This window comes from Candidatus Sodalis endolongispinus (assembly GCF_018777395.1).
GTDB classification, from domain to species: Bacteria; Pseudomonadota; Gammaproteobacteria; order Enterobacterales; family Enterobacteriaceae; genus Sodalis_B; species Sodalis_B endolongispinus.
This window is the reverse complement of record NZ_JAFJYC010000001.1, coordinates 463,180-485,963: the sequence shown is the minus strand read 5'-3', so window position 1 is coordinate 485,963 and position 22,784 is coordinate 463,180. Positions and strand designations below refer to the sequence as shown.

Annotated in this window: 18 protein-coding genes and 8 pseudogenes; 19 read left to right on the top strand and 7 right to left on the bottom strand. The window is 57.7% G+C overall.

The genetic code is table 11. From position 1 onward, the window contains the following. The first annotated feature begins 294 nt into the window (after positions 1-294). A complete protein-coding gene (rnr, locus tag JZM24_RS02440; RefSeq protein WP_215668441.1) occupies positions 295-2,910 on the top strand; it encodes a ribonuclease R in 2,616 nt (871 codons plus the stop codon). Between the two features lie 70 nt (positions 2,911-2,980). Beyond that, complete coding sequence (gene rlmB, locus JZM24_RS02435) at positions 2,981-3,718, top strand: 23S rRNA (guanosine(2251)-2'-O)-methyltransferase RlmB (protein WP_215668440.1); 738 nt, start codon at positions 2,981-2,983, stop codon at positions 3,716-3,718. A 22-nt stretch (positions 3,719-3,740) separates the two neighbouring features. On the opposite strand, the gene JZM24_RS02430 is transcribed toward rlmB, so the two are convergent. Continuing rightward, complete coding sequence (locus JZM24_RS02430; RefSeq protein ID WP_312884883.1) at positions 3,741-3,983, bottom strand: YdgH/BhsA/McbA-like domain containing protein; 243 nt, start codon at positions 3,981-3,983, stop codon at positions 3,741-3,743. A gap of 182 nt (positions 3,984-4,165) precedes the next feature. On the opposite strand from JZM24_RS02430, the pseudogene yjfP reads away from it, so the two are divergent. The 5 genes and pseudogenes from yjfP to rplI all read left to right on the top strand — a co-directional run bounded on the left by yjfP (position 4,166) and on the right by rplI (position 6,640). Continuing rightward, positions 4,166-4,914, top strand: a pseudogene (gene yjfP / locus JZM24_RS02425) (esterase). A gap of 283 nt (positions 4,915-5,197) precedes the next feature. Beyond that, a complete protein-coding gene (gene rpsF / locus JZM24_RS02420) occupies positions 5,198-5,593 on the top strand; it encodes a 30S ribosomal protein S6 (protein ID WP_215668439.1) in 396 nt (131 codons plus the stop codon). Between the two features lie 3 nt (positions 5,594-5,596). Further along, the gene (priB, locus tag JZM24_RS02415) at positions 5,597-5,917 is read left to right on the top strand and encodes a primosomal replication protein N (RefSeq protein ID WP_215668438.1); all 321 of its coding nucleotides are present in this window, start codon (positions 5,597-5,599) and stop codon (positions 5,915-5,917) included. 4 nt (positions 5,918-5,921) lie between these two features. Beyond that, positions 5,922-6,149: a 30S ribosomal protein S18 gene (rpsR, locus tag JZM24_RS02410; protein ID WP_005974788.1), complete on the top strand. Its 228-nt coding sequence runs from the start codon at positions 5,922-5,924 to the stop codon at positions 6,147-6,149. Between the two features lie 38 nt (positions 6,150-6,187). Further along, positions 6,188-6,640: a 50S ribosomal protein L9 gene (rplI, locus tag JZM24_RS02405; protein WP_215668437.1), complete on the top strand. Its 453-nt coding sequence runs from the start codon at positions 6,188-6,190 to the stop codon at positions 6,638-6,640. Between the two features lie 216 nt (positions 6,641-6,856). On the opposite strand, the gene JZM24_RS19355 is transcribed toward rplI, so the two are convergent. Both JZM24_RS19355 and JZM24_RS19350 read right to left on the bottom strand, forming a co-directional pair. After that, a complete protein-coding gene (locus JZM24_RS19355; protein WP_312884990.1) occupies positions 6,857-7,153 on the bottom strand; it encodes a LysM-like peptidoglycan-binding domain-containing protein in 297 nt (98 codons plus the stop codon). 105 nt (positions 7,154-7,258) lie between these two features. Next, positions 7,259-7,321, bottom strand: a pseudogene (locus tag JZM24_RS19350) (hypothetical protein); the annotation flags it as partial. Between the two features lie 581 nt (positions 7,322-7,902). On the opposite strand from JZM24_RS19350, the pseudogene JZM24_RS02395 reads away from it, so the two are divergent. Together JZM24_RS02395 and cysQ are read left to right on the top strand one after the other, a co-directional pair. Then, positions 7,903-8,494, top strand: a pseudogene (locus JZM24_RS02395) (FKBP-type peptidyl-prolyl cis-trans isomerase). 374 nt (positions 8,495-8,868) lie between these two features. After that, positions 8,869-9,616: pseudogene (cysQ, locus tag JZM24_RS02390) on the top strand (3'(2'),5'-bisphosphate nucleotidase CysQ). A gap of 93 nt (positions 9,617-9,709) precedes the next feature. Here the strand turns inward: cysQ and JZM24_RS02385 are convergent. Both JZM24_RS02385 and JZM24_RS02380 read right to left on the bottom strand, forming a co-directional pair. Further along, positions 9,710-9,907, bottom strand: a pseudogene (locus JZM24_RS02385) (YtfJ family protein); the annotation flags it as partial. A gap of 78 nt (positions 9,908-9,985) precedes the next feature. Then, positions 9,986-10,440: pseudogene (locus tag JZM24_RS02380) on the bottom strand (transposase); the annotation flags it as partial. A gap of 87 nt (positions 10,441-10,527) precedes the next feature. On the opposite strand from JZM24_RS02380, the pseudogene yejK reads away from it, so the two are divergent. The 4 genes and pseudogenes from yejK to JZM24_RS02360 form a co-directional block, all read left to right on the top strand. Next, positions 10,528-11,187: pseudogene (gene yejK / locus JZM24_RS02375) on the top strand (nucleoid-associated protein YejK); the annotation flags it as partial. Positions 11,188-11,470: 283 nt separating this feature from the next. Next, entirely contained in the window at positions 11,471-12,016 is a 546-nt protein-coding gene (locus tag JZM24_RS02370) for a hypothetical protein (protein WP_215668436.1), read from the top strand. Continuing rightward, positions 12,010-12,999, top strand: coding sequence for a hypothetical protein (locus JZM24_RS02365; RefSeq protein WP_215668435.1), 990 nt, complete (start codon positions 12,010-12,012; stop codon positions 12,997-12,999). Before JZM24_RS02370 ends, JZM24_RS02365 begins: the two co-directional genes overlap by 7 nt. Before the next feature lie 32 nt (positions 13,000-13,031). Further along, complete coding sequence (locus tag JZM24_RS02360) at positions 13,032-13,403, top strand: hypothetical protein (protein WP_215668434.1); 372 nt, start codon at positions 13,032-13,034, stop codon at positions 13,401-13,403. Positions 13,404-13,588: 185 nt separating this feature from the next. Here JZM24_RS02360 and rplY read toward each other — a convergent pair whose 3' ends face one another. Together rplY and radD are read right to left on the bottom strand one after the other, a co-directional pair. Next, positions 13,589-13,873 (bottom strand): 50S ribosomal protein L25, encoded by a 285-nt coding sequence (gene rplY / locus JZM24_RS02355; protein WP_215668433.1) that lies wholly within the window; start codon positions 13,871-13,873, stop codon positions 13,589-13,591. A gap of 125 nt (positions 13,874-13,998) precedes the next feature. Further along, on the bottom strand, positions 13,999-15,762 hold the full coding sequence (gene radD / locus JZM24_RS02350) for a DNA repair helicase RadD (protein WP_215668432.1): 1,764 nt from the start codon (positions 15,760-15,762) through the stop codon (positions 13,999-14,001). A 268-nt stretch (positions 15,763-16,030) separates the two neighbouring features. Here radD and rsuA point away from each other — a divergent pair, with 268 nt between their 5' ends. The 6 genes and pseudogenes from rsuA to JZM24_RS02320 all read left to right on the top strand — a co-directional run bounded on the left by rsuA (position 16,031) and on the right by JZM24_RS02320 (position 22,735). After that, entirely contained in the window at positions 16,031-16,738 is a 708-nt protein-coding gene (rsuA, locus tag JZM24_RS02345) for a 16S rRNA pseudouridine(516) synthase RsuA (protein ID WP_215668431.1), read from the top strand. Positions 16,739-16,763: 25 nt separating this feature from the next. Then, on the top strand, positions 16,764-18,005 hold the full coding sequence (locus tag JZM24_RS02340) for a Bcr/CflA family multidrug efflux MFS transporter (protein ID WP_215668430.1): 1,242 nt from the start codon (positions 16,764-16,766) through the stop codon (positions 18,003-18,005). A 573-nt stretch (positions 18,006-18,578) separates the two neighbouring features. Next, positions 18,579-19,409: an iron uptake transporter permease EfeU gene (gene efeU, locus JZM24_RS02335; RefSeq protein WP_215668429.1), complete on the top strand. Its 831-nt coding sequence runs from the start codon at positions 18,579-18,581 to the stop codon at positions 19,407-19,409. 39 nt (positions 19,410-19,448) lie between these two features. Continuing rightward, the gene (gene efeO / locus JZM24_RS02330) at positions 19,449-20,588 is read left to right on the top strand and encodes an iron uptake system protein EfeO (RefSeq protein ID WP_215668428.1); all 1,140 of its coding nucleotides are present in this window, start codon (positions 19,449-19,451) and stop codon (positions 20,586-20,588) included. Positions 20,589-20,601: 13 nt separating this feature from the next. Next, positions 20,602-21,894 (top strand): annotated as a pseudogene (efeB, locus tag JZM24_RS02325) (iron uptake transporter deferrochelatase/peroxidase subunit). A gap of 499 nt (positions 21,895-22,393) precedes the next feature. Then, positions 22,394-22,735, top strand: coding sequence for a YejG family protein (locus JZM24_RS02320; protein ID WP_215668427.1), 342 nt, complete (start codon positions 22,394-22,396; stop codon positions 22,733-22,735). Positions 22,736-22,784: the final 49 nt, after the last annotated feature.

Here is a 22,784-nt window from a genome sequence, read left to right as displayed (position 1 = left end):
TTGTTCATGTTTTCCTTTTTACCGTTACAGTTAACCCCGCCGGGGTTTGGCGGGCTTGCCAACGAAGCGGTATTCAGGTCGGCGCGCTGCGCGCCGGCCGGTTGTAGCGCGGGACACAAGGTTGACATTTCGCCTGCCGTTAAAAACAGGTGTTGCCGCAGGCGCCCACACGGTTTATTGCATCAGCCCGCGCCTTGGTTGGCCGGCTTGATGGCCTTGACCGCCGCTCTACATAGATGTGCGCGTGCCCGTTAGCGGCACGGCAACCTGTTTTGACATTATGGAGGTAGCACGATGTCACAAGATCCCTTTCTGGAAAGAGAGGCAGAAAAATACGCATTCCCGGTTCCCAGACGAGAATTTATCCTCGCCCATCTAGCCAAGCGGGAAAAGCCCGCCAGCCGCGAGGAGTTGGCGCAAGAGCTGGACATCAGCGGCGAAGACCAACTGGAAGGTTTGCGCCGCCGCCTGCGCGCCATGGAGCGGGACGGGCAATTGATTTTCACCCGGCGTCAGTGCTATGCGCTGCCGGAGCGCCTGGATCTGTTGCGCGGTACGGTCATTGGTCATCGCGACGGCTTTGGTTTCCTGCGCGTCGAAGGCAGCAAGGATGACTATTATTTGTCCGCCGAACAGATGAAAATGGCTATTCACGGCGATGTGGTCATGGCGCAACCCCAGGGTGCGGACCGCAAAGGCCGCCGCGAGGCGCGTATCGTGCGGGTACTGGTGCCAAAAACAAGCCAGATCGTAGGCCGGTTTTTCACCGATGCCGGCAGCGCGTTTGTTGTGCCGGACGATAGCCGCCTCAGTTTCGATATTCTGATCCCGCCGGAGGCCACCCAGAGCGCCCGCATGGGGTTCGTGGTGGTGGTGGCGTTGACGCAACGCCCGACCCGGCGTACCAAAGCCATCGGCAAAGTGGTGGAGGTGCTCGGCGATAATATGGGTACCGGTATGGCGGTGGATATCGCGTTGCGCACCCACGATATTCCCTATGTCTGGCCGCCGGAAGTCGAGCAGCAGCTTGCGGATTTGCAAGAAGACGTGCCGGAAGCCGACAAGCGCGGGCGTATCGATTTGCGCGCGCTGCCGCTGGTGACCATTGACGGCGAGGACGCGCGCGACTTCGACGACGCGGTGTACTGCGAGAAAAAACGCAGCGGAGGCTGGCGACTGGGGGTGGCGATTGCTGACGTGAGCTATTACGTCCGCCCGCATACGCCGCTCGATCAGGAAGCCAGCCGGCGCGCTACCTCGGTTTATTTCCCTTCGCAGGTGATCCCGATGCTTCCCGAGGTGCTGTCCAACGGCCTGTGTTCGTTAAACCCTCAGGTGGACAGGCTGTGTATGGTGTGCGAGATGACCATCTCTGCCCAGGGACGTCTTTCATCCTATAAATTTTATGAAGCGGTGATGAACTCCCATGCGCGCCTGACCTATAACAAAGTCTGGCAAATCTTGCAGGGGCAGCAGGAATTGCGTGCCCAGTACGCGCCGCTCGTCAAGCCGCTGACGCAACTGCATGAAATGTATCAGACGCTGGAACAGGCCAGAGTCCAGCGCGGCGGCATCTCCTTTGAAACCGAAGAGGCCAAGTTCATTTTCAACGCGGAGCGGCGCATCGAGCGTATCGAGCCGGTGAAGCGTAATGATGCCCATAAACTGATCGAAGAGTGCATGATCCTAGCGAATATTGCCGCGGCGCGCTTCGTTGAGAAGCACAAGGAGCCGGCGCTTTATCGCGTGCATGATAGGCCAAGCAATGACCACATCACGTCGTTGCGCACGGTATTGGGCGAGCTGGGGCTGACGCTCGGCGGCGGTGAGAGACCCGAACCGAAAGATTATGCCGATATGATGAATCTGGTCGCCGGTCGGCCGGATCACGAAATGCTGCAAACCATGCTGCTGCGATCGATGAAGCAGGCGATTTACGATCCGGAAAACCGCGGCCACTTCGGGCTGGCCCTGCAGGCGTATGCCCACTTTACCTCGCCTATCCGCCGTTATCCGGATCTGGCGCTGCACCGGGCGATAAAATATCTTCTTGGCCAGCAAAACGGCGATGTTGACGGCCGCGCCACCCCGACCGGCGGTTGGCATTCCGAGCTGGAAGAAATGTTGCAGTTGGGCCAGCAATGCTCACTGAGCGAGCGTCGCGCCGATGAAGCGACCCGCGACGTGGCGGACTGGTTGAAGTGTGACTTTATGCAAGATCACGTTGGCGAGGTGTTTAGCGGCATCATTACCAGCGTGACCAGCTTCGGGTTTTTTGTGCGCCTCGATGAACTGTTTATCGATGGTCTGGTACATGTCTCGTCGCTGGACAATGATTATTATCGTCATGACAACATCGGCCAGCGGTTGATAGGGGAATCCGGCGGTAGAGTGTACCGGCTCGGCGATGCCGTGGAGATCCGCGTTGAGGCCGTGCATATGGACGAGCGCAAAATCGATTTTTCCTTGATTTCCAGCCGCCGTCAGCCGCGAGGCGCCGGCAAAACGGCGCGCCAGCGTCATCCGCAGTCGACCCGCAGCGGTAACGAGGGTAAACCGTCGCGCCGTCGCCGTAGCGGTAAACCGCCGGCTAATTTCGAGGCCGATAGCGCATCCCGGCCGGCAGCAGTGACGGCAAAGGGGGGCGACAAGCCCGGCGGCGGGCGTGGTAAGCGCCAGCGGGGTGGTGGACAAAACGCGCCGCAGACGCCAGCCGGTGGCCAGGCCGCCCAAGGAGGCACGAAAAGCACCAAAGGTGGCCACGCCTTTTCCGCGCCGTCCAAACCGGCCACCGAGGAAGCCTCTCGCACCAAACCGTCCACGGACGGGGCAGCACGTAATAAAACCGCCGGCGGCAAAACGCGCCGCGGCAGGAAGTCGGCCGCAACGTCCAAACACTCAGAGAGCTGAGTGCCGGTGCGCGACGTCGACTAGCATAACCCCAAACGGGCACTAGGCCCGTTGACGATGAAAGACGATCATGAGCGAAATTATTTACGGTATTCATGCCGTACAGGCCCTGCTGGAGCGCGATCCCCAACGCTTCCTGGATGTGTATTTGTTAAAAGGGCGCGGCGACCGCCGTTTGCAGCCGCTGGTTCAGCAGTTGGAAAAGGCTGGCATAGTTATCCAGATGGTAAGCCGCCAGTGGCTGGATGAGAAGTCCGATGGTGCGGTACATCAGGGCATTGTCGCCCGGGTGCAGGCGGGGCGGCAGTACCAGGAGAATGATCTGCCGGCGCTGCTGACCAAGCAGGCCGCTCCGCTGCTACTGGTGCTTGATGGCGTCACCGACCCGCATAACTTGGGCGCGTGCCTGCGCTGTGCCGACGCCGCCGGCGTGCATGCGGTAATCGTACCGCGCGATCGCGCGGCGCCGCTCAACGCCACCGCCAAAAAAGTGGCCAGCGGCGCCGCGGAAACCGAGCCGCTTATCCGCGTGACCAATCTGGCGCGCACGCTGCGTCTGCTGCAACAGCATAATGTGTGGATAGTCGGTGCCGCCGGCGAGGCGGATCAACATCTTTATCAAAGTAAACTGACCGGGCCGCTGGCGCTGGTCATGGGCGCGGAAGGTGAAGGCATGCGCCGCCTGACGCGTGAGCATTGCGATGAGCTCATCAGCATCCCCATGGCCGGCACGGTTTCGTCACTCAACGTGTCGGTTGCCGCCGGGGTATGCCTGTTTGAAGCCGTGCGGCAGCGGTGGCAGAACTAACCCCGCAGTTGCCGGCGTCCGCTTACCGGTAAAGAATCGCCTCGCCGCGCCAGACGCCCGGGGTCACCGTCTCGTCGATCATCAGGATCTGGTAGTAGTGTGCCTGATGCTCATCCGCCCCGCGCTGAAGGGCGTTTTTGGCGTCCATGGGGCTGCCGCGCTCGTCTACGGTGACCTTGCCTATCCGGGTTAGCGAACCCACCTTATTGCGGCTGATTTCGACCGCTTGCTTTTCCGGTGCCGGCGGCGGTTTGCCGTTTAACACGCTGCACCCCGCTAACGGCAGGCCGCAAAAGAGGATTAGTGTGAAGCCATTTCATAGCCAAATATCCGCAATGCATAGGTGATTAAAGTATAGCGAAACCGGTCTGCAGTGGTTATGGTAATGACCGGACGCTGCGGCGACAGGACGGCGTAGCGTATATGTGACGGCGAACGGGAGGCCCCATGGTCGAGATGTATCAGGAGTACGTCGGCGACATCGAAGTGATACATGCGGTGCCGGCGGGCGGTTATGCTTCACCGTTGCCGACGCTGTTCTTTTACCATGGCTACACCTCGTCCAAAGAGGTCTATAGCTATTTCGGCTATGCGCTGGCGCAGGCCGGGTTCCGTGTTGTCCTGCCGGATGCTTTGATGCATGGTGCCCGTTTTGACGGCGATGAGCAACGCCGCCTGCTGCATTTTTGGGATATTCTGCGCAAAAACATCGATGAATTGCCTGCGCTGTATGCGCATTATCGCCAGCAGGGACAGATTGACGGCCGGCGCGTCTGCGTCTGCGGCGCCTCGATGGGCGGCATGACCGCACTGGGGGCACTGGCGTGCTTTAACTGGCTGATGTCCGCCGCGGCGCTGATGGGATCAGGGGATTTTATGCGCCTTAGTCGCACCCTGTTTCCGCCGGTTACATCCGATGCGCCGGACTATGAACGGCGTTTCGCCGCCGCGCTGGCGCCGCTGGCGGACTATGATGTGTTTCGGCGGCTGGATAAACTGCACGATCGGCCATTGCTGCTTTGGCATGGCGAGGCGGACCCGCTGGTGCCGCCAGCGGAGAGCGCGCGGCTGTATCAGGCGCTGTGCGCGCGCGATGGCCATCATCAGGTGCGCTATCTTACGAGCCGGACATTGGTCATAAGATCACCGTGGGTGCGCTTGCGGCGACCGTGGCTTTTTTCCGCGAGGTGCTTTAGCGCTGAACGCAGACTGCCAACGACAAATGCCGAACGCCGAGCGGCGAATGTCTCACATTAAACGCTAAATGTTAAACGCCCGACTCAAACGCTTGTCGCCGAAGCTTAGACACCGCCCCTCGACCACGGAACACGGAAATAATCCACCGCGGTCCTTGTGTTTAGCCGGCCGGATAAGTACAATTGCGCGTCATTTTTCGACCGTAAACTTATCACGTTCCTTGCTTCCATGGGCCGCGGCTGACCCTGACAGGGGGCTGAATAATCCGTAAGGAGCAATTCTATGCGTCATTACGAAATCGTTTTTATGGTTCATCCTGACCAAAGCGAACAGGTTGCCGGCATGATCGAACGCTACAGCACCCTGATTACCGGTGCTGAAGGCCAGATCCACCGCCTGGAAGACTGGGGCCGCCGTCAGCTGGCTTACCCGATCAACAAACTGCACAAAGCCCACTATGTTCTGCTGAACGTAGAAGCGCCGCAGGAAGTGATCGACGAGCTGGAAACAGCTTTCCGCTTCAATGACGCCGTTATTCGCAGCATAATCATGCGCGTTAAGCACGCGGTGACTGAAGCGTCTCCGATGGTTAAAGCGAAAGACGAACGCCGCGAGCGCCGTGAAGATTTCGCCACTGAAACCAACGAAGACTCTGATGCTGGGGATTCTGAAGAGTAATCGATGATGACGGCGAACCGTCTGATGTTGTCGGGCACCGTGTGCAAGACACCCATCCGAAAGGTCAGCCCGTCAGGTATTCCGCATTGCCAGTTCGTGCTTGAGCACCGTTCTGTGCAGCAGGGAGCCGGTTTTTCACGCCAGGCATGGTGCCGACTCCCCGTGGTGGTCAGTGGAAAACAGACACTCTATATTACTCGCAGTTTAACGGTCGGCGCGCAGATCACCGTGCAGGGGTTCATTAGTTGCCATCAAGGGCGAAATGGCCTCAGCAAAATAGTCCTGCATGCCGAGCAGATTGATTTGATAGATTCTGGAGACTAGCCTTATGGCACGTTATTTCCGTCGTCGCAAGTTCTGCCGTTTCACCGCGGAAGGCGTTGTTGAGATCGACTATAAAGACATCGCTACGCTGAAAAACTATATCACCGAAAGCGGTAAAATTGTCCCGAGCCGGATTACCGGTACTCGCGCCAAGTACCAACGTCAGCTGGCCCGCGCGATCAAGCGTGCGCGCTACCTTTCCCTGTTGCCGTACACTGATCGTCATCAGTAATCGGTCATTGTCCACTAAGTCTTTGAGAGAATAAGGTAATGCAAGTTATTCTGCTTGATAAAGTCGCCAACCTGGGCGGTTTTGGTGAACAGGTTAACGTTAAAGCGGGCTACGCTCGTAACTTTCTGGTGCCGCAGGGCAAAGCCGTGCCGGCCACCAAGAAAAACGTAGAATATTTCGAGGCGCGCCGCGCCGAGCTCGAAGCCAAGCTGGCGGAAACCCAGGCTGCGGCTGAAGCACGCGCTGCGAAAATCAATGAACTGGGCAGCGTCACCATCTCGTCTAAAGCCGGCGACGAAGGTAAACTGTTTGGCTCTATCGGTACCCGCGATATCGCCGACGCGATCACCGCTGCAGGCGTTAACGTCGCCAAAAGCGAAGTGCGTCTGCCGAACGGTGTTCTGCGCACCACCGGTGACCACGACGTCAACATTCAGGTACACAGCGAAGTTTTCGCTAGCCTGAATGTAGTGATTGTACCCGAAGCGTAATCGCGAGATTATGTGAGGTTAAAACGCCGGCCTTGTGCCGGCGTTTTGCTTTTCCGGCCAGGCCCGATCTGGTTGACGCGATAATAGCTATGGCCGCTGCGTCAGCGTGACCATCGACGCCAGCAGTGCGATGGCTAGCGCCGCTGACGAAGGGAGCGGCGCTGTTGCTGGCATGGTCAATGACGCGGTGTAAGGACGGTGCTGTTGCTGGCATGATTAACGCCGCTGGTAGCTGCCGTCGGGCTGAAGCGAAAAGCGTACCGGACCGGCGGCACCGGTTTCAATCTCCAGCAGCGTTACCACGCCCTGCGCATTCTGAACTATCCGCACTTCCTGACCGGCTTGCAGGCTGCTCAGCGGTTTATCGTTACCTTCCACCTGCGCCATGGCAAAGACATCCGCTACCGGCAAATTGTGCGCGCGAAATAGCTGTGCCAGCGTCTGGCCGTCGGCGATGCGGTAAGTTTGCACGTGGCGGTTATCCGTGTTGCCGGCGCTGGCACTATTGTCCACCAGCTCGGCCTGCATTGTCGGCGCAGGCGTCGCGTCGTTGCGCGCCATCGGGGCGGGAGGGGACTGCGGGCTGTAAGGCCAAAGCAAAACTACGGCCACCATCAGGGCAACGAGCAGCAGCCAGCGGCGATGCAAGGGCGGCAGCGGGACCCATCCATTTAAATCCATCCGGCAGGTGCCACAACGTCGCCAGCAATGTCTTCCCGCGCTGTGCCACACCCGAGTGGGGCGGGGCGGGGGGCGAAACCGTCCGCGGCGTCACCTCTGCCAGATAGTCAGGGTGATGACCGGCGCTGCCGATGGGGGCCGGCAGCGGCTCGTCCTCGTCCGCGGCACTGCCGATGGCCAGAGCATAGGACGCGTCCCGCGGCGAGGCCGTGGCAAGTCTGTCCTGTTCGTCGTGAATTTGCCCTGGCGCGCGCTTATCGTCCTCGGCCGCCGGCCGGCTGACGTCATCATCGGGGCCGAAACGGCGGCGCCATTTCTCCCGCAGGCCGTCCAGGCCAGGCAGTGAAAAGCCCGGGGACGTATTCTTCCTGGACGCGATTCTGCCCATGATGACCTCTCTTGCAAAACTGTTGCCGTAACCCGATGAAGTATAGAGCGGCGCGAGATGAAGCTCCATGCCTATTTCATACCGCGCCTGTGCGGTTAGGGCCGGTGTCATACTAATTGCACGTGGCATTTTACCCCAACCGCCCGCGCTGTTATGCTGCGCTTTTCGCTTTTTTAGATTTCAAGGAAATGTCATGACCAACCCTTCATTAGACAGCGTAGAAGCACAGGCGAGCTACGGTATCGGCCTCCAGGTGGGCCAGCAATTGGTAGAATCCGGGCTGGAAGGCCTGTTGCCCGATGACCTGTTGGCTGGTTTGCGCGATGCGCTGGAAGGTAATGCCCCGGCGGTGCCGGTGGACGTGATTCACCGCGCGCTGCGTACCGTCCACGAACGTGCCGACGCGGTACGTCAGGAACGCCAGCAGCACCTGGCGGTGGAAGGCGATAAATTTCTGGCGGACAATGCCGGCAAGGAAGGGGTCAATCTAACCGAATACGGCCTGCAGTTTAAAGTGCTGACGCAAGGCGAAGGCCCCATCCCCTCCCGTCAGGATCGTGTGCGGGTGCATTACACCGGTCGGCTGCTGGACGGTACCGTGTTCGACAGTTCGGTTGAACGTGGCCAGCCGGCGGAGTTCCCGGTCAGTGGCGTGATTGCCGGTCGGTTCTCGGTGGGAGTTGTACATTCCCCACAAACTGGCTTACGGCGAGCGTGGCGCCGGCGCGTCCATTCCGCCTTTCAGCGCGTTGATTTTTGAAGTTGAACTGCTGGAAATTCTGTAATTCCTGATAAGCGCGCCAACAGGCTGCCCTTATCGCGCGCTGTAATGCTGGCCGCATCGCATGCTGTTAGGCTGCCCTTATCGCGCGCTGTAATGCTGGCCTTGTCGCATGCTGTTAGGTTGCCCTTATCGCGCGCTATAATGCTGGCCTTATCGCATGCTGTTAGGCTGCCCTTATCGGGCGCTGTAATGCTGTCCTTGTCGCGCGCCAATAGGCCGCCAGTCTCGCGCGCTGATATGCTTCCTTTACCGCCGCACCGATGGCTTCCCGATGGCGCGGTGGTATGAAACTTATGCGCCGCAGAGTGTCGAACAATTATCACACCGAGCAAAAGAATATTATTATTACCCTAAGGCTCATCTTCGAGGTGTATCATGATTGAACACATCATCGCGCTTTCCCGCGAGGCCGGCGCGGCTATTATGCAGGTCTACAACGGCGACAAACCGCTGGAGCTTAATCAGAAGCAAGATGACTCGCCGGTGACCGCCGCTGATCTGGCCGCTCATCGGGTCATCGCTGCCGGTTTGCAGGCGTTGGCGCCGGATATTCCCCTCCTTTCGGAAGAAGATCCGCCGGACTGGTCCCTTCGTCAGCACTGGCGCCGTTTCTGGCTGGTAGATCCGCTGGACGGCACCAAGGAATTCCTGCGGCGTAACGGCGAATTCACCGTTAATATCGCCTTGATTGAGGACGGTAAGCCCGTGCTGGGCGTGGTCTATGCCCCGGTGACCGATAGGCTTTATGCCGCCGCGGACGGCAAGGCCTGGCGAATCGATGAGAATGGCGAACGACAGGCTATCGAAGTCAAAGAGGCGCGGCCGCCGCTGGTGGTGGTGAGCCGTTCGCATGGCAACAATGCAGAGCCGCAGGATTATTTAGCCCATCTGGGTGAGCACCAGACGGTGACGATTGGCTCATCGCTGAAGTTCTGTCTGGTGGCGGAGGGCAAGGCGCAGCTGTATCCGCGCTTCGGGCCGACCAGCGTCTGGGACACCGCCGCGGGACACGCAGTGGCGATGGCGGCCGGGCGCCCAGGTCAATGATTGGCAGGGACGGACGCTGGATTACACCCCGCGCGAGTCTTTCCTCAATCCGGGCTTCAGGGTGTCGCTGTTCTGAGCCTTGGGTTCCGCAGGCTAACGGCGCGGCGGGCTGATAGTCTCCGCGCGCCCCGTTGTGCTGTTCCCTCCGGGCAAGGTCTCGTGCGAGCGTTTAGCGCTCTTGCTCGCGCATCAGGCGCTGAATAAGCGTGACGACCTGGCGCACTTCCTCCAACGTCAATGCCCCTTCTTTCACCCATTGCACTTCCCCGCGCGCGTTAAGCACTACGATTGCCGAACTCTTGCTTTTCAACTGCCAAGCATGGCGCACTACGCTTCCGGCATCGTCAATGATCTGCGACCAGGGGTAGCGGCGCTGGCTGGCCTAGATTTGGTGGCGGATAAACCAGCCGGTCGCGAAAAAGTCATCTCCGCGATCGACAATTTTACGCCGGTTACAGCGCCTGTCCTGCCAGTCGGCAGAACGCTTAATCCGCAGTGACAGCGGCGCACGCGACACGCTCATGGTGCGGCTGACCTGTGCTATTCCCCGGCCTTTGGCAACAAGGGCGCGTGCGCTATCCATTTTCGTGACTGGCCGTACTCCACGGCTTCTTTTAGGATCTCAACCTCCATCGTCTTCTTACCCAGAAGGCGCTGGAGCTCCCGGACCTGCTTCAATGCAGCTGCAAGCTCAGAGGCAGGAACAACGTCCTTCCCGGCAGTGAGGCTGCCTTCCTGATATTGCTTTTTCCACTTAAACAGCAGGCTTGGCTGGATACCGTGCAGTCGTGCGAGATGGGAGACATTCATGCCGGGCTCCATCCTCTGCTGAATAATGGCCATTTTTTCCTGAGGAGTTTTACGTTTACGGACTTCTTGACCTAACGGGATCCCGGTCATATCAAAATTGGCGTTAGTGTTAGACATATATTTAAGCCTATCTCTTATCTGGAGATACAGCTACCGTCTGGTGTTTCAGGGGGCTAAATCATCATCGCGGTGCTCGGTACCTGCCAGAGCATGCGGGTGAATGAACAGCTGGATATCAGCAGTACCCAATACCTGGATATTCACCATGCGGATATCGTGGCACGCATCGATCTGACCGAATGGGAAACCCAGCCGGCCTCCAAGCGCTATTTGACATTTCTGAAATGGCGCGTGGGCCGGAAAGTCTCGGATTTCTTTATGGACTTTCTCGCGGCAGCCGAGGGATTGGACACCAAGGCGCAAAACCGTGGCCTGCTACAAGCGGTGGATGACTACTGCTCCGATGCGGCGCTGGATAATCACCAACGGCAAGAAGTTCGCCAGCAGGTACACAGTTACTGCAAAGAGCAACTGCAGGCCGGCGAGGAGATCGCGCTGGCGGATCTGTCCGCCACCCTGGCGCCGGTGAGTGACAAAACTTTCCAGGCGTTCTCCAGTGAACAGGGGTATGCGCTGGAGGAAACGTTCCCAGCCGATCGCGGCACGCTGCGCCAGCTCACCAAATATGCCTGTAGCGGCGGCGGAATAACGCTTAATTTCGATGCACAATTGCTCGGCGAGCGTATTTTCTGGGATCCAGCGACCGACACGTTGACCATCAAAGAGACGCCGCCAAATTTGCGCGATCAATTGACCCGACGTCAGAACGGGAAATAATAGCCGTCATACCTTAAACTACCGTTAAATATATTGCGGTGGTTTAAGATGACAGCGTTCTCGGGTCGCCGCGCAAGTCATGCACCAATGACGGGCCTGAAAGCGGATGGCCGTTTATCACGCCAGTATTCTTTCAGGTTGTCACGTTTTTGTTGCAATACCGAATTACGCTATGCTACCTTGCTGCGAAATATAGCATCACCGGCGCCTTGTTTTTTTGACTGTATAACGCGAAATATCCCGCGAGGGTATTTCTTACGGCATTATTTTATAATGAAACGTTATGGCAGAAATTATTTTTATTAGCAATTTATATTCTCTGTCAGGTGTTCTGCGCCTTGATATGACTACTTATGAAATGGAGTTTGCTAAAACCAGGAGGTTTATAATGCCCATGTCATCAGTCGCACTGCAAAATAGCGTTGCAGGGAAATATTATAACCAACGTCTCGATAAAACGATCAACGCGGCGGTGGTTAACCGTCAACAACGACCGCTGGCTCTGCGTCCTGCCCGGAATGACGCGGCTGCTGGTCAAAGGATCTGGCGGTTAATCAACGCCGCCAATGTCATGGATGCCCGACCGCCAGCCCTCAGGCAAAGCAATATCGTCAACGTGATGACCTTACTCTCTCTTCTAAGACCCAGCCTCACGCTTGGCGGCCTGAGTGATGCGGCGGGAAGCGCCGGCCATGTCACTACCGCGCTGACGGCCAGGCTGGCCCCGGCGGCGTTGACGGTATCACCCGGCGCGCTTTATCCCCCGTTGCCGGGCAATGCCAGGACAAAGCGGTCGGCGGAAGCCATGAAAGATTGGATGATATGTTGATAATTAAAACCGCAGAAAATTCTTATCCCTCTTCCGTCGAGGCGCTTAATGAATTGTATCAATTTATCGCGGTTATAAAAAATGAAAAGATGGCCAATGACGCTTATGGGCTATTGTCTGCCGCGAAAAACATTTGTCATCAGGGTGAAAATTTACTTGAGGCAGCTCGGTTGGCGAAAATCGATCTGGCTAGTCATGAAAATTATATTAAGGAAAATAAATTTTCAGCCCGGCATTTGCGAAAACTTAAAAATGTCGCCGAAGATTTGCGTAATGACGTCATCAAGGAAGCGTGGAATGCTTATCAGTCGTTTCGAGTTTGTTACACTATTGCCAAGTCTGAAAAGAAAATCGAGGCGATAATTAAAAAAATCAGTAAAACCTATGATCAACAGCAAGGGGTGGCGGTTGGCGTCGTTGAGGATGAATTAAGTAAGAATAGTCATGTTCTCGGTTTGACCGAAAAGAAACTCAATAAAATATTGGGTGATATGCAAGACGCCATCAGCGCGTATACCCAACAAGACAAAGCGGCTTATTATCAAGAAATTATAGCGCAAAACCATCCTGGCATTGTGGTGCTTGCCCTCGCGCTTAAAAATGAGCCGCGGCCATCCTCGTCAGGGGCTGCCGATGGCAAACCCCATCATCTGTCTCTTATCGATAACGCTGCCCAGGCCTTCATTGCCAAGGTTGTCATGCCTTATGAGGAGCAAGCCAAGCGCGCATTGGAACAAAGTGGCGCCGAGCCTTTAAAAAAATTGGCGTCCAGCGCTAGCGTTTCCGGTACAGTAGCGGTAGGTGCTGGTGCGGTCTATGTCATGAGCAAAAAAAACAGACCCCTAATCCTCTTGAGATGCGGGAGTTTGCTGATGAAGCGTGCGCCGACTTCCCCGTGGCGGGAGACGAAACCACAGCGTTGGCGGAAGAGTCAGTCATGGATCCGGCAACGGATGCGGCTGTTACAAGCAGTGCGGAACTGACGGCGGAACTGGCTGAGGAAACGGTAGCGGATATGGCGTTAGAAACGGTAGAGGAGGCGACTGTGGAAAATCTGGAGGTTGAAGCCGCGGAAGCCGGGACATTACTCGGCGGACCGGTGGGGGGGCTTATCGCGTTAGCGGCCATTGAAGCCGCAAAAGAGGTGGGCGGAGCAATCATCGAAAGCGCTGTCGAGTCGGCGGGGGATGCGGTAAGCGAAACGCTGCAGGAGGCGGTTGGCGCGGCGGTCAAATCAGCGGCGGCGGCCACGACTGACGATGCCACGGCGGATGCGGCTGGCATAACGGCCGTCGAGGCAATGGTGGACTCGGTGGTTGAGAAGATTAATGAAAGGGTAGAGGGCCGACTCTCGGACAAGCTGAAAAAACGGTTTGGGGGTCATTAAGCGCGGCTCAAATCGATAGACGCAGAATATAACGGCGTCAACCACTAAGCGTCCGGGGGGAGCCAGGTCATACGCCACTGACGTGCGCCAACGGCCACCTGACAAGACTCTGGCGACAGGCCGACTCTCGGCATCGGGTAAAAAAAACGCCGCAGGTTGCGGCGTTTTCTTTCGACCTCGCACGCTTAGACGCGAACGAAATCGATGTGGGTCAGTTTCGGTTTGAACGGATGACGTTGCACCGCCTGTAACTTCACTTTGGTCTCTTTACCGTCGATCACCAGGGCCAGAACGTCGGTGTAAAAACCTTCTTTGGTCTGGGTGTTCAGAACGATATCGTGATCCAGCTCAATGGCGACCGGTGCTTCGGCGCCGCCATAAACGATAGCCGGGAACTTGTTCTCAAGACGCAGGCGGCGGCTCGCACCCTTGCCCCGGTCTTTACGGATTTCAGCGTTAATGGTTAACATAATTTTTCTCAAAACCGGGAATTGAACCTGCTACAGGCGACCCAGCAGCAGGCAGGATAAACTTGCTTGCCAGTAAGCGGGCGGAATTCTACCGGAATTCCCGGCGCGGAGCAAACAAAACCCGGTCAGCCGCGTAGTTCATGGGCGCGTCGCAAGCGACCCTGATAGTCGAAGACTTTTTCGCGCACCTGCCAAAAATGGCCGCGCCGGCGGGCAACCACAAAATCCGGTGGCCGTAACTTGTCCGCTGCCGCTTCGATATCCACCGCCCGCCGCCAGGTGAAGTTCACCCCCGGGGCGCGCAGGTGCAACGGCAAAAACCGAAGCGCAAACAGCCGCCGCTGCGCTGGTGTATGCAGGCGGTAGCGCTCGCCGACGTCGGCGCCGTCCTCGTCGTAATAGGTTACCTGCAGCCATTCCCCATTATCATCCTGACCCGCGCGCAGCGACATGCCGCTACAGCGCAGCACCAGCGCATCCTTCAGCCGTAGCGCCGCTTTAAGCATATCGTCAGGATCGAGCAAAATACGCTGGCAATGGTGGCAGCGGCGGGCGGCGATGTCGTTCTGTGCGCCGCAGTCGGCGCACAGTTTAAAGCGAAAGCGGTAATCACATTGCAGGCGCGTGCCCCGTTCGTCTTCATGCCAGCCATGGCAACGACGGCCGTAATGCTCAATCACCTCGCCGTCGCCCGTCGTTTTGCCCCAAAACAGATTGGCGAAACCGCAGGCGGGACAGAAAACCTGTACCGGCTGGCTCTGCCCGTCCGGTTTTGCCTGCCCGACCTCCGGCGAATAGAGATCGTGCCCGTTTCCGGCATAATCCAGGATGAGACAGGCGGTTTTGCCGGGATAAAGCCGCAATCCGCGGCCGACGATCTGTTGGTACAGGCTCACCGAGGCCGTTGGGCGCAAGATGGCGATAACGTCAACATGGGGGGCATCGAAACCGGTGGTCAGCACCGCGACGTTGACCAGGTAATGCAGGCGCCGCGCGCGGAAGGCGTCAATCAACCGATCGCGCTCGGCCGTCGGGGTCCCGGCGCTGATGAGTGCCGCCTTCTCCGCTGGCAGCAAACTGAGAACTTCCCGGGCGTGCTCAACGGTGGCGGCAAAGATCATCACGCCCCGTCTGGCGGCGCCGTAATCGAGGATTTGCGCGACAATCAGCGGAGTGGTGCGCCGCAGGCGCCGCAGTTCACCATTGAGCGCGTTTTCCGGGTAGTCGCCCAGCGCGTTGGGCAGAAGGCGGCTGAAATCGTAATGGCGCACCGGCATATCCAACCGCTCCGGCACCACCAGATAGCGGTGCTTCACCATGTAATGCAGCGGCAGTTCAAAAATACAGTCGCGAAAAAAGCAGCCCTCATCGCCGCGCACCATGCCGTAGTAATGAAAATGATATATCCATCCCTTTCCCAGCCGGTAAGGGGTGGCGGTAAGGCCGAGAATGCGCAGCCCAGGCGGCGTGACCTCGCGCAGATGGAGGATCACCTGCTGATATTGGCTGTCGTCGTCATCGCCCAGGCGGTGGCACTCATCAATGATCAGCAGCGAAAACGGGGTGGTGAAGGCGGATAGATTGCGTGCTACGGATTGTACGCTGCCAAACACCACCTTGCCGGCGCTGTCGCGCAACTTCAGGCCGGCGGCGAAGATGGTCGCTTCCAGCCCCAGGGCACGGTATTTTTGCTCGTTTTGCGCCACCAGATCTTTCACGTGCGCCAGCACCAGGACACGGCCGCGCGCCAGGCGCGCCAGCTCGGCGATGACCAGGCTTTTGCCGGCGCCGGTTGGCAAGACGATAAGCGCCGGCGTGGTGTGACGGCGGAAATGATCGACAGTAGCCGTTACCGCTTCACGTTGATAGGGGCGCAGTGTCAATGTCATCAGCGCCGCACCCTCGCCAGCGGGAAAAAATCGGTGAAAAGAGTCGTAATAATGGCTGTTTTCATAATGAATTAGGATGGATGATAATAATTAGAGTGGATGCCTGCTAGGCGTGGCGGGCAAGCCCCGGTATACTTATCCCATAAACAGCCACGGCTGTTCTCCCTGCGCGATTCGCTGACGTTTCCTTTTCAGCCGCGGTGTTTTCCCTCTGCGGAAGCGCCGATGTCGACAGGCGCTTCCCAAGATTACAGGCAAAACAACGTTAATGCGACTGGACAAATTTCTCTCTCAACAGCTGGGCGTCAGCCGGGCTTTGGTGGCGCGCGAGCTGCGCGCCAAACGCGTCACCGTGGACGGCGAGGTTATCAGACAAGGAGCGTTTCAGCTGCAGCCCGAACACCAGGTCCGCTTTGATGGCAACTTGCTGCATCAGATTCTGACCGCGCGCTATTTCATGCTGTATAAGCCGCAAGACTATGTTTGCTCAACCGACGACCCCGATCATCCTACCATCCTGTATTTCATCGATGAACCGGTACCGGACAAGCTCCACGCCGCCGGTCGGCTGGACATTGATACCACCGGTCGGGTTCTGTTGACCGATGACGGGCAATGGTCGCATCGGCTGACCTCGCCGCGCCATCACTGCGAGAAGGACTATTTAGTGACGCTGGAACAGCCGTTGGCGGCGGACACCGCCGCGCAATTCGCTGACGGTATCCTGCTGCGCGGCGAGAAAGTGCCAACCCGTCCGGCGCGGTTGGAAACGCTTGCGCCCTTACAGGTGCGTCTGACCCTCAGCGAAGGCCGCTACCACCAGGTAAAACGCATGTTCGCCGCCGTCGGTAATCGGGTGGTGGCGCTGCATCGCGAGCGCATCGGCGCCATCGTGCTGGATGCGCATCTGCAGCCAGGGGAATACCGCGCGCTGACCGCCGAGGAAATTGCCGGCGCGGGTCTGGCGGTAAATTAAGCCATTAAAACACCAAATCAGGCTGATGAAAGCAGTATGGAGAGTGCATCCCGAACGTAAAAAGCATATCGGTATTGTGGTAATACTGGGACTGTTGTCCATGTTGATGCCGCTGGCTATTGATATGTACCTGCCAGCGCTGCCGATTATTGCGGCAGAATACGGCGTCAGCGCCGGTAGCGTGCAGATGACGCTGAGCGCTTATGTGCTGGGCTTCGCCATCGGCCAGCTGTTTTATGGGCCGATGGCTGATTGTCTCGGTCGCAAGCCGGTGATTATGTTCGGGACCTTCTGCTTCGCCATGGCCGCGGCCGCGTGCGCGCTGTCGCAATCGGTGGCGATGCTGATTTATATGCGCCTGCTGCACGGTCTGGCCGCCGCCGCAAGCGTGGTGATCAATGCGCTGATGCGCGATATGTTCACCAAAGATGACATCTCGCGCATGATGTCTTTCGTGGTGTTGGTGATGACCGTGGCGCCGTTACTGGCGCCAATCATCGGTGGTGGCCTGTTGGTATTGTTGAGCTGGCACGCGATATTCTGGACCATTGGCCTAGCGGCGCTGGTCGCGACCGTACTGGTATTGGTGTTTATTCGCGAAACCCTGCCGCGCGAGCGGCGACAAAAGTTTCGCCTCAGCACTACCATCGGCAATTTCGGCTCGTTGTTTCGCCACAAACGGGTGTTCAGCTACATGCTGGCCAGCGGTTTCTCCTTTGCCGGCATGTTTTCGTTTCTCAGCGCCGGGCCGTTTGTCTATATCGACCTCAATGGCGTGGCGCCGCAGAATTTTGGCTATTACTTTGCGCTCAACGTCGTGTTTTTGTTTATCCTGACGCTGATTAATAGCCGTTTTGTCGCGCGTTTTGGCGCGCAAAGCATGTTCCGGCTCGGACTAGCGATTCAATTTTGCACCGGTTTGTGGATGATAGCGGTGCTGACACTGCACCTGGGCTTCATGCCGCTGGTGGTCGGCGTGGCGCTGTTTGTGGGTTGTGTCGCCATGGTGACCTCTAACGGCATGGCGGTGATCCTGGAGGATTTCCCGCATATGGCCGGCACGGCCTCGTCGCTGGCGGGCACGCTGCGCTTCGGCGTCGGCGCGATTATCGGTGCGCTGCTGTCGCTGGCGACGTTTAACAGCTCCTGGCCGATGGTGCTGTCCATGGCGATTTGCAGCAGCGTTGCGCTGCTTTTGTATCTGTATGCCGGCCGGCCGCGCAAGAGCAAGGCGCGCGCCGCGCCGGCAGACGCCAAGCCCGGCTGATTCGCCCCCGCGCGAACGGATGTCGCGCTGAACCAGGCTTTGTGGCACCGGTGCCGCGCTTGGGCGTCCTGTCCAAGGATGTCATGCTCGCGCCGGGCGGATAGAAGCCCTGAACCCGGCCTTGTGGCACCGGTGCCGTGCGGCCCTGGGTGTCCTGTTGATTCTGTCAGTTAGGATTGATAGGGAGCAAAACCGGCCGACGCGCAGCGGCGTCGGGTGACTGTGCGCGTTATGCCCGGTGGATCCTCACCTTCTTCTCAGGTAGCTGCATGTTGGCATCAAGGGCGGTGACGGTGCAACCGGCGGCCTAAGCTGACCTATGGATGAGAAAACGCTACTCCGTTTGCGCGCGCGTGGGTATACGCCTGCGCCCCAAGTCTCCGACCCGTGCGGCTCCTGCCTTAGCCATTATTTCCCGTCTTTTTCCCTAAGTTGTTTAGGGTTTGAACGTAGCATCAAAGTTGCAATTTTGCTAACAAGAACCTTGTTTTTCTCCCTAGGTAATGATAATCAATATCGTTCTTATTGACGTTAATTTACAATGTTCTGCCGTTGGGTGGGTGAGGATAATCTATGTTTGTAACGTTTCTAATCATGCTCAGGGAAGGTCTTGAAGCGGCGCTGATTGTTAGCCTCATCGCGGGTTACCTGAAAAAAACCGGCCGCGGTCAATGGCTGAAAAGAGTGTGGCTCGGCGCTATTACTGCGGCGCTATTATGCCTGGCATTGGGGCTGGCGATTAACGCCACCACCGGTGAATTTCCGCAAAAAGAACAAGAATTATTTGAGGGCATCGTGGCGGTTATTGCCGTTGTCGTGTTGACCTGGATGGTGCTATGGATGCGTAAAATGTCCCGGTCGGTAAAAAACCAGCTGGAAATGGCGGTGGATCAGGCGTTGGCTCAATCCCGGCGTCAGGGCTGGGCGCTGACCGGTATGGTGTTTTTTGCCGTAGCGCGAGAGGGGTTAGAGTCGGTGTTTTTCCTGCTGGCGGCCTTTAGTCAGGATGTCGGCATCGCCGCGCCCATCGGCGCGGTATTGGGTCTCGCCTGCGCCATCCCGTTGGGTATGATGATGTACTGGACCGGTATCCGGTTACCGCTGGCGGCCTTTTTCAAATGGACCAGCTTGTTTATTTTGTTCGTCGCCGCCGGTCTTGCCGCCGGCGCTATCCGCGCGTTTCATGAAGCCGGGCTATGGAACAGCTATCAGTCTATCGCCTTTGATTGGAGTCAGGTGCTGTCAACGCATACGCTGTTCGGTACGCTGTTGGAGGGCTTGTTGGGTTACCAGGAAACACCGACCGTCAGCGAAGTCGCGGTGTATGTCCTCTATCTGGTGCCGGCGCTGATTTTGTTTTTCCTGCCGTCACGGCACAACCGGTCGGCGACGCTCGCTAAATAAGAAATTTTCATCAGCCTCTTACTATCAGGATAATGTTCTATGTCTACCCAACCACGTTTTGGCCGTCGCCTGGCGCCGGCGATGTTGTTTGCTCTGCCGGTATTGACGTCCGTAAGCCTGCCCGCCCGGGCGGAGGATATTCCTGAAGTGCGGATCACTGTCAACGATAAGCAGTGTGAGCCGATGGCGTTAACCGTTAAAGCGGGAAAAACCCGTTTTGTGGTGCACAACACCAGCCAGAAAGGGCTGGAGTGGGAAATTCTCAAAGGGGTGATGGTGGTGGAGGAGCGTGAAAATATCGCGCCGGGCTTCACCCAGAAAATGACCGCCAATCTGGAGCCGTGGGAGTATGACATGACCTGCGGTCTGTTAAGCAATCCTCGCGGCAAGCTGACGGTTACCGCCGATGGCAGCCAGAGTGCCGGCCAGCCTGACGCCATGGCGCTGGTTGGCCCCATCTCTGATTACAAGGTATACGTTATCGGCGAAGTGGCGGAGCTGGTCGAGGGCACCAAGGCCTTTACCGACGCGATTAACCGCGGCGATTTGGCTACCGCTCAGCAGTTATATGCCCCGACCCGCCAGCACTATGAACGTATCGAACCCATCGCTGAGCTGTTCTCCGATCTGGATGAGAGTATCGATGCGCGGGAAGATGATTATGAGAAAAAGGCTGAGGACCCGAAATTTACCGGCTTCCACCGTCTGGAAAAAACGCTATTTGCCGATAAAACCACCGACGCGATGACGCCGTTTGCCGACAAACTCTACCGCGACGTGCTGGAGTTGCAAAAACGCATCGGCGAACTGACCTTCCCGCCCAGCAAAGTGGTCGGCGGCGCCGCCGGGTTAATTGAGGAGGTTTCCTCCAGCAAAATCACCGGTGAAGAAGATCGCTATAGCCGTACCGACCTGTGGGATCTCCAGGCCAATATCGATGGCGCGCAAAAGATTGTGAATCTGCTGCGCCCGCTGTTGACCAAGGCCAACGCGCCGTTACTGAGCAAGATTGACGGCAATTTCACCAAAGTCGATACGGTTCTCGCGAAATACCGCAACGGTAAAGGGTTTGAGTCCTATGACAAATTGACCGATGCCGATCGCAACGCGCTGAAAGGGCCTATCACCACGCTTGCCGAAGACCTCGCGCAGCTGCGCGGCGTGCTGGGGCTTGACTAGGACCCTGGGTATTATGCGTCGCAGTGACAGGAAAACATCCCGCCGGGAAGGGACCGCGACAGCGTCCGTCACCCGGCGGCGTTTATTACTCGGTCTGGGCGCTGCCGGCGCCGGCCAAGCGACGGCGGCCAATGTGCCGCAGGCGGCGGAAGGCGCGTCGCCGGGGACGCTGTCGCCGGATGAACGTTGGCAACGGCAGCCGTGTTTTGGCCACCATCAGGCAGGCATCGTGACGCCACAGCAGGCGGCGATGATGCTGGTCGCATTTGATGTGCTGGCAAAAAATCGACAGGATCTCGAACGCTTATTCCGGTTGTTGACCGAACGTATCGCCTTTCTCACCACCGGCGGACAGGCCCCGGCGGTGAATGAGCGGCTACCGCCGATGGACTCCGGTATACTCGGCGCGTCCATTTATCCTGATAACCTCACGGTCACGGTGTCAGTAGGGGATTCGCTGTTTGACCAACGCTTTGGTCTGGCGGCGCATAAGCCGTAGCGTCTGCAGGTTATGCACCGATTTCCGAATGATGCGCTTGATAACGCGTTATGCCATGGCGATCTGCTGCTGCAGATTTGCGCCAACAACAACGACACGGTGATCCATGCTTTGCGGGATGTCATCAAACATACGCCGGATCTCTTAAGCGTACGCTGGAAGCGGGAAGGCTTTATCTCCTCGCACGCCGCGCGCAGCAGAGGGCGCGAAACGCCGATCAATTTGCTGGGATTTAAAGATGGCACCGCCAACCCGTCGACCGCCGATCATCCTCTGATGGATAAGGTTATCTGGGTCGGCAAGCAGGCCGGCGAGCCGCCCTGGACCTATGGCGGCAGCTATCAAGCGGTGCGTGTCATCCGTTTTCGCGTCGAATTTTGGGACCGCACCCCGCTGCACGAGCAGCAGCAAATTTTCGGCCGCGATAAGCGCACCGGTGCGCCACTGGGCATGCACAAGGAACATGATGTGCCCGATTTCCAGCAGGATCCTCAAGGCGCTATTATACCGCTGGATGCGCATATCCGACGTGCCAACCCGCGCCGCCCGCAAGATATCGCCAGCACCATGCTGCGCCGCGGTTACAGCTATTCGCTGGGGGTCTCGAATGCCGGCCAGCTGGATATGGGACTGTTGTTCGTGAGCTATCAGCACGATCTTGAACAGGGGTTTATCACCGTCCAGCGTCGCCTGAATGGCGAGGCGCTGGAAGAGTATATTCAGCCCATCGGCGGCGGTTTTTTTTTCGTGCTGCCTGGCGTTCCCGACCAGACGCATTATCTCGGCCAGGGGCTGCTTGAGGCGTAGGCCATCGGCGTACAGGTTGTCGCTAACGCCGGCAGCGCAGCAGTATCGTTTGCCAACTTTTACGCGGCCTCGTTGCCTGCGCCTGCCGATTCCGCTTGGCCAGCCTTCCCAGTACCCTATACCCACCCTGAGCCAGAATGCTGGCATTGCCAGTGCAGCCTTATTGGCATGCGCCGCCGGGCAATCTTCGCCAGGCTTCCCCGCGCCGCAAAATCCGCCGCCCCTGCCTCACATGCGCTCGCGTTTCCGTGGCGCAGGCAAGAAGAGGGCGTGCGCGACCCTGGCCGAAATTTTTGATGTCCCTACATGATGTAACAGGCATGAATAAAAAAGTTGTATTACGTAGCCAAAAAAGGTTACATAGCGGTTAAAATGCCGATCCTTATCACACTTTTGACGCTAATAAGAGCCGTTATGTGACGTTTTTTGTGTAAATGTCACGCCAGCATTATGCTTATGTGATAAAATTGTTATGTGATGGCGCTTCTGGGGAGAAGCAGTGACAAATTTACAATTATCCGTGGTACACCGATTACCGCATCATTACCGCTGGCTGCAAGGTTATACCGGGCTCAAGGTGGAGCCGGTTATTGAAGCCCGCCATGATGACAATGTCCTGATCGGTCTGACGCTGCTGAGTCACGGTGATGATACCGCCTGGCAGGTGATGCGCGAGCTCGCCAGCACCTTGGCTGGAATTGAAGTCAGCTGTTCTGTCGTGGAATGCGACGGCGAACCGTGCTTGTTTTTGCACCGTGATGACGAATGCGCCGGTCTGTGTCGTATTAAAAATATTGGCGTGGCGGTGGCAGAACCCGCTGGCGCACCGCATATCGCTTAAAGGTTGTCTCCTCACACCGTTTTGACCGCGCGCGACCGCCTGTTGCTCC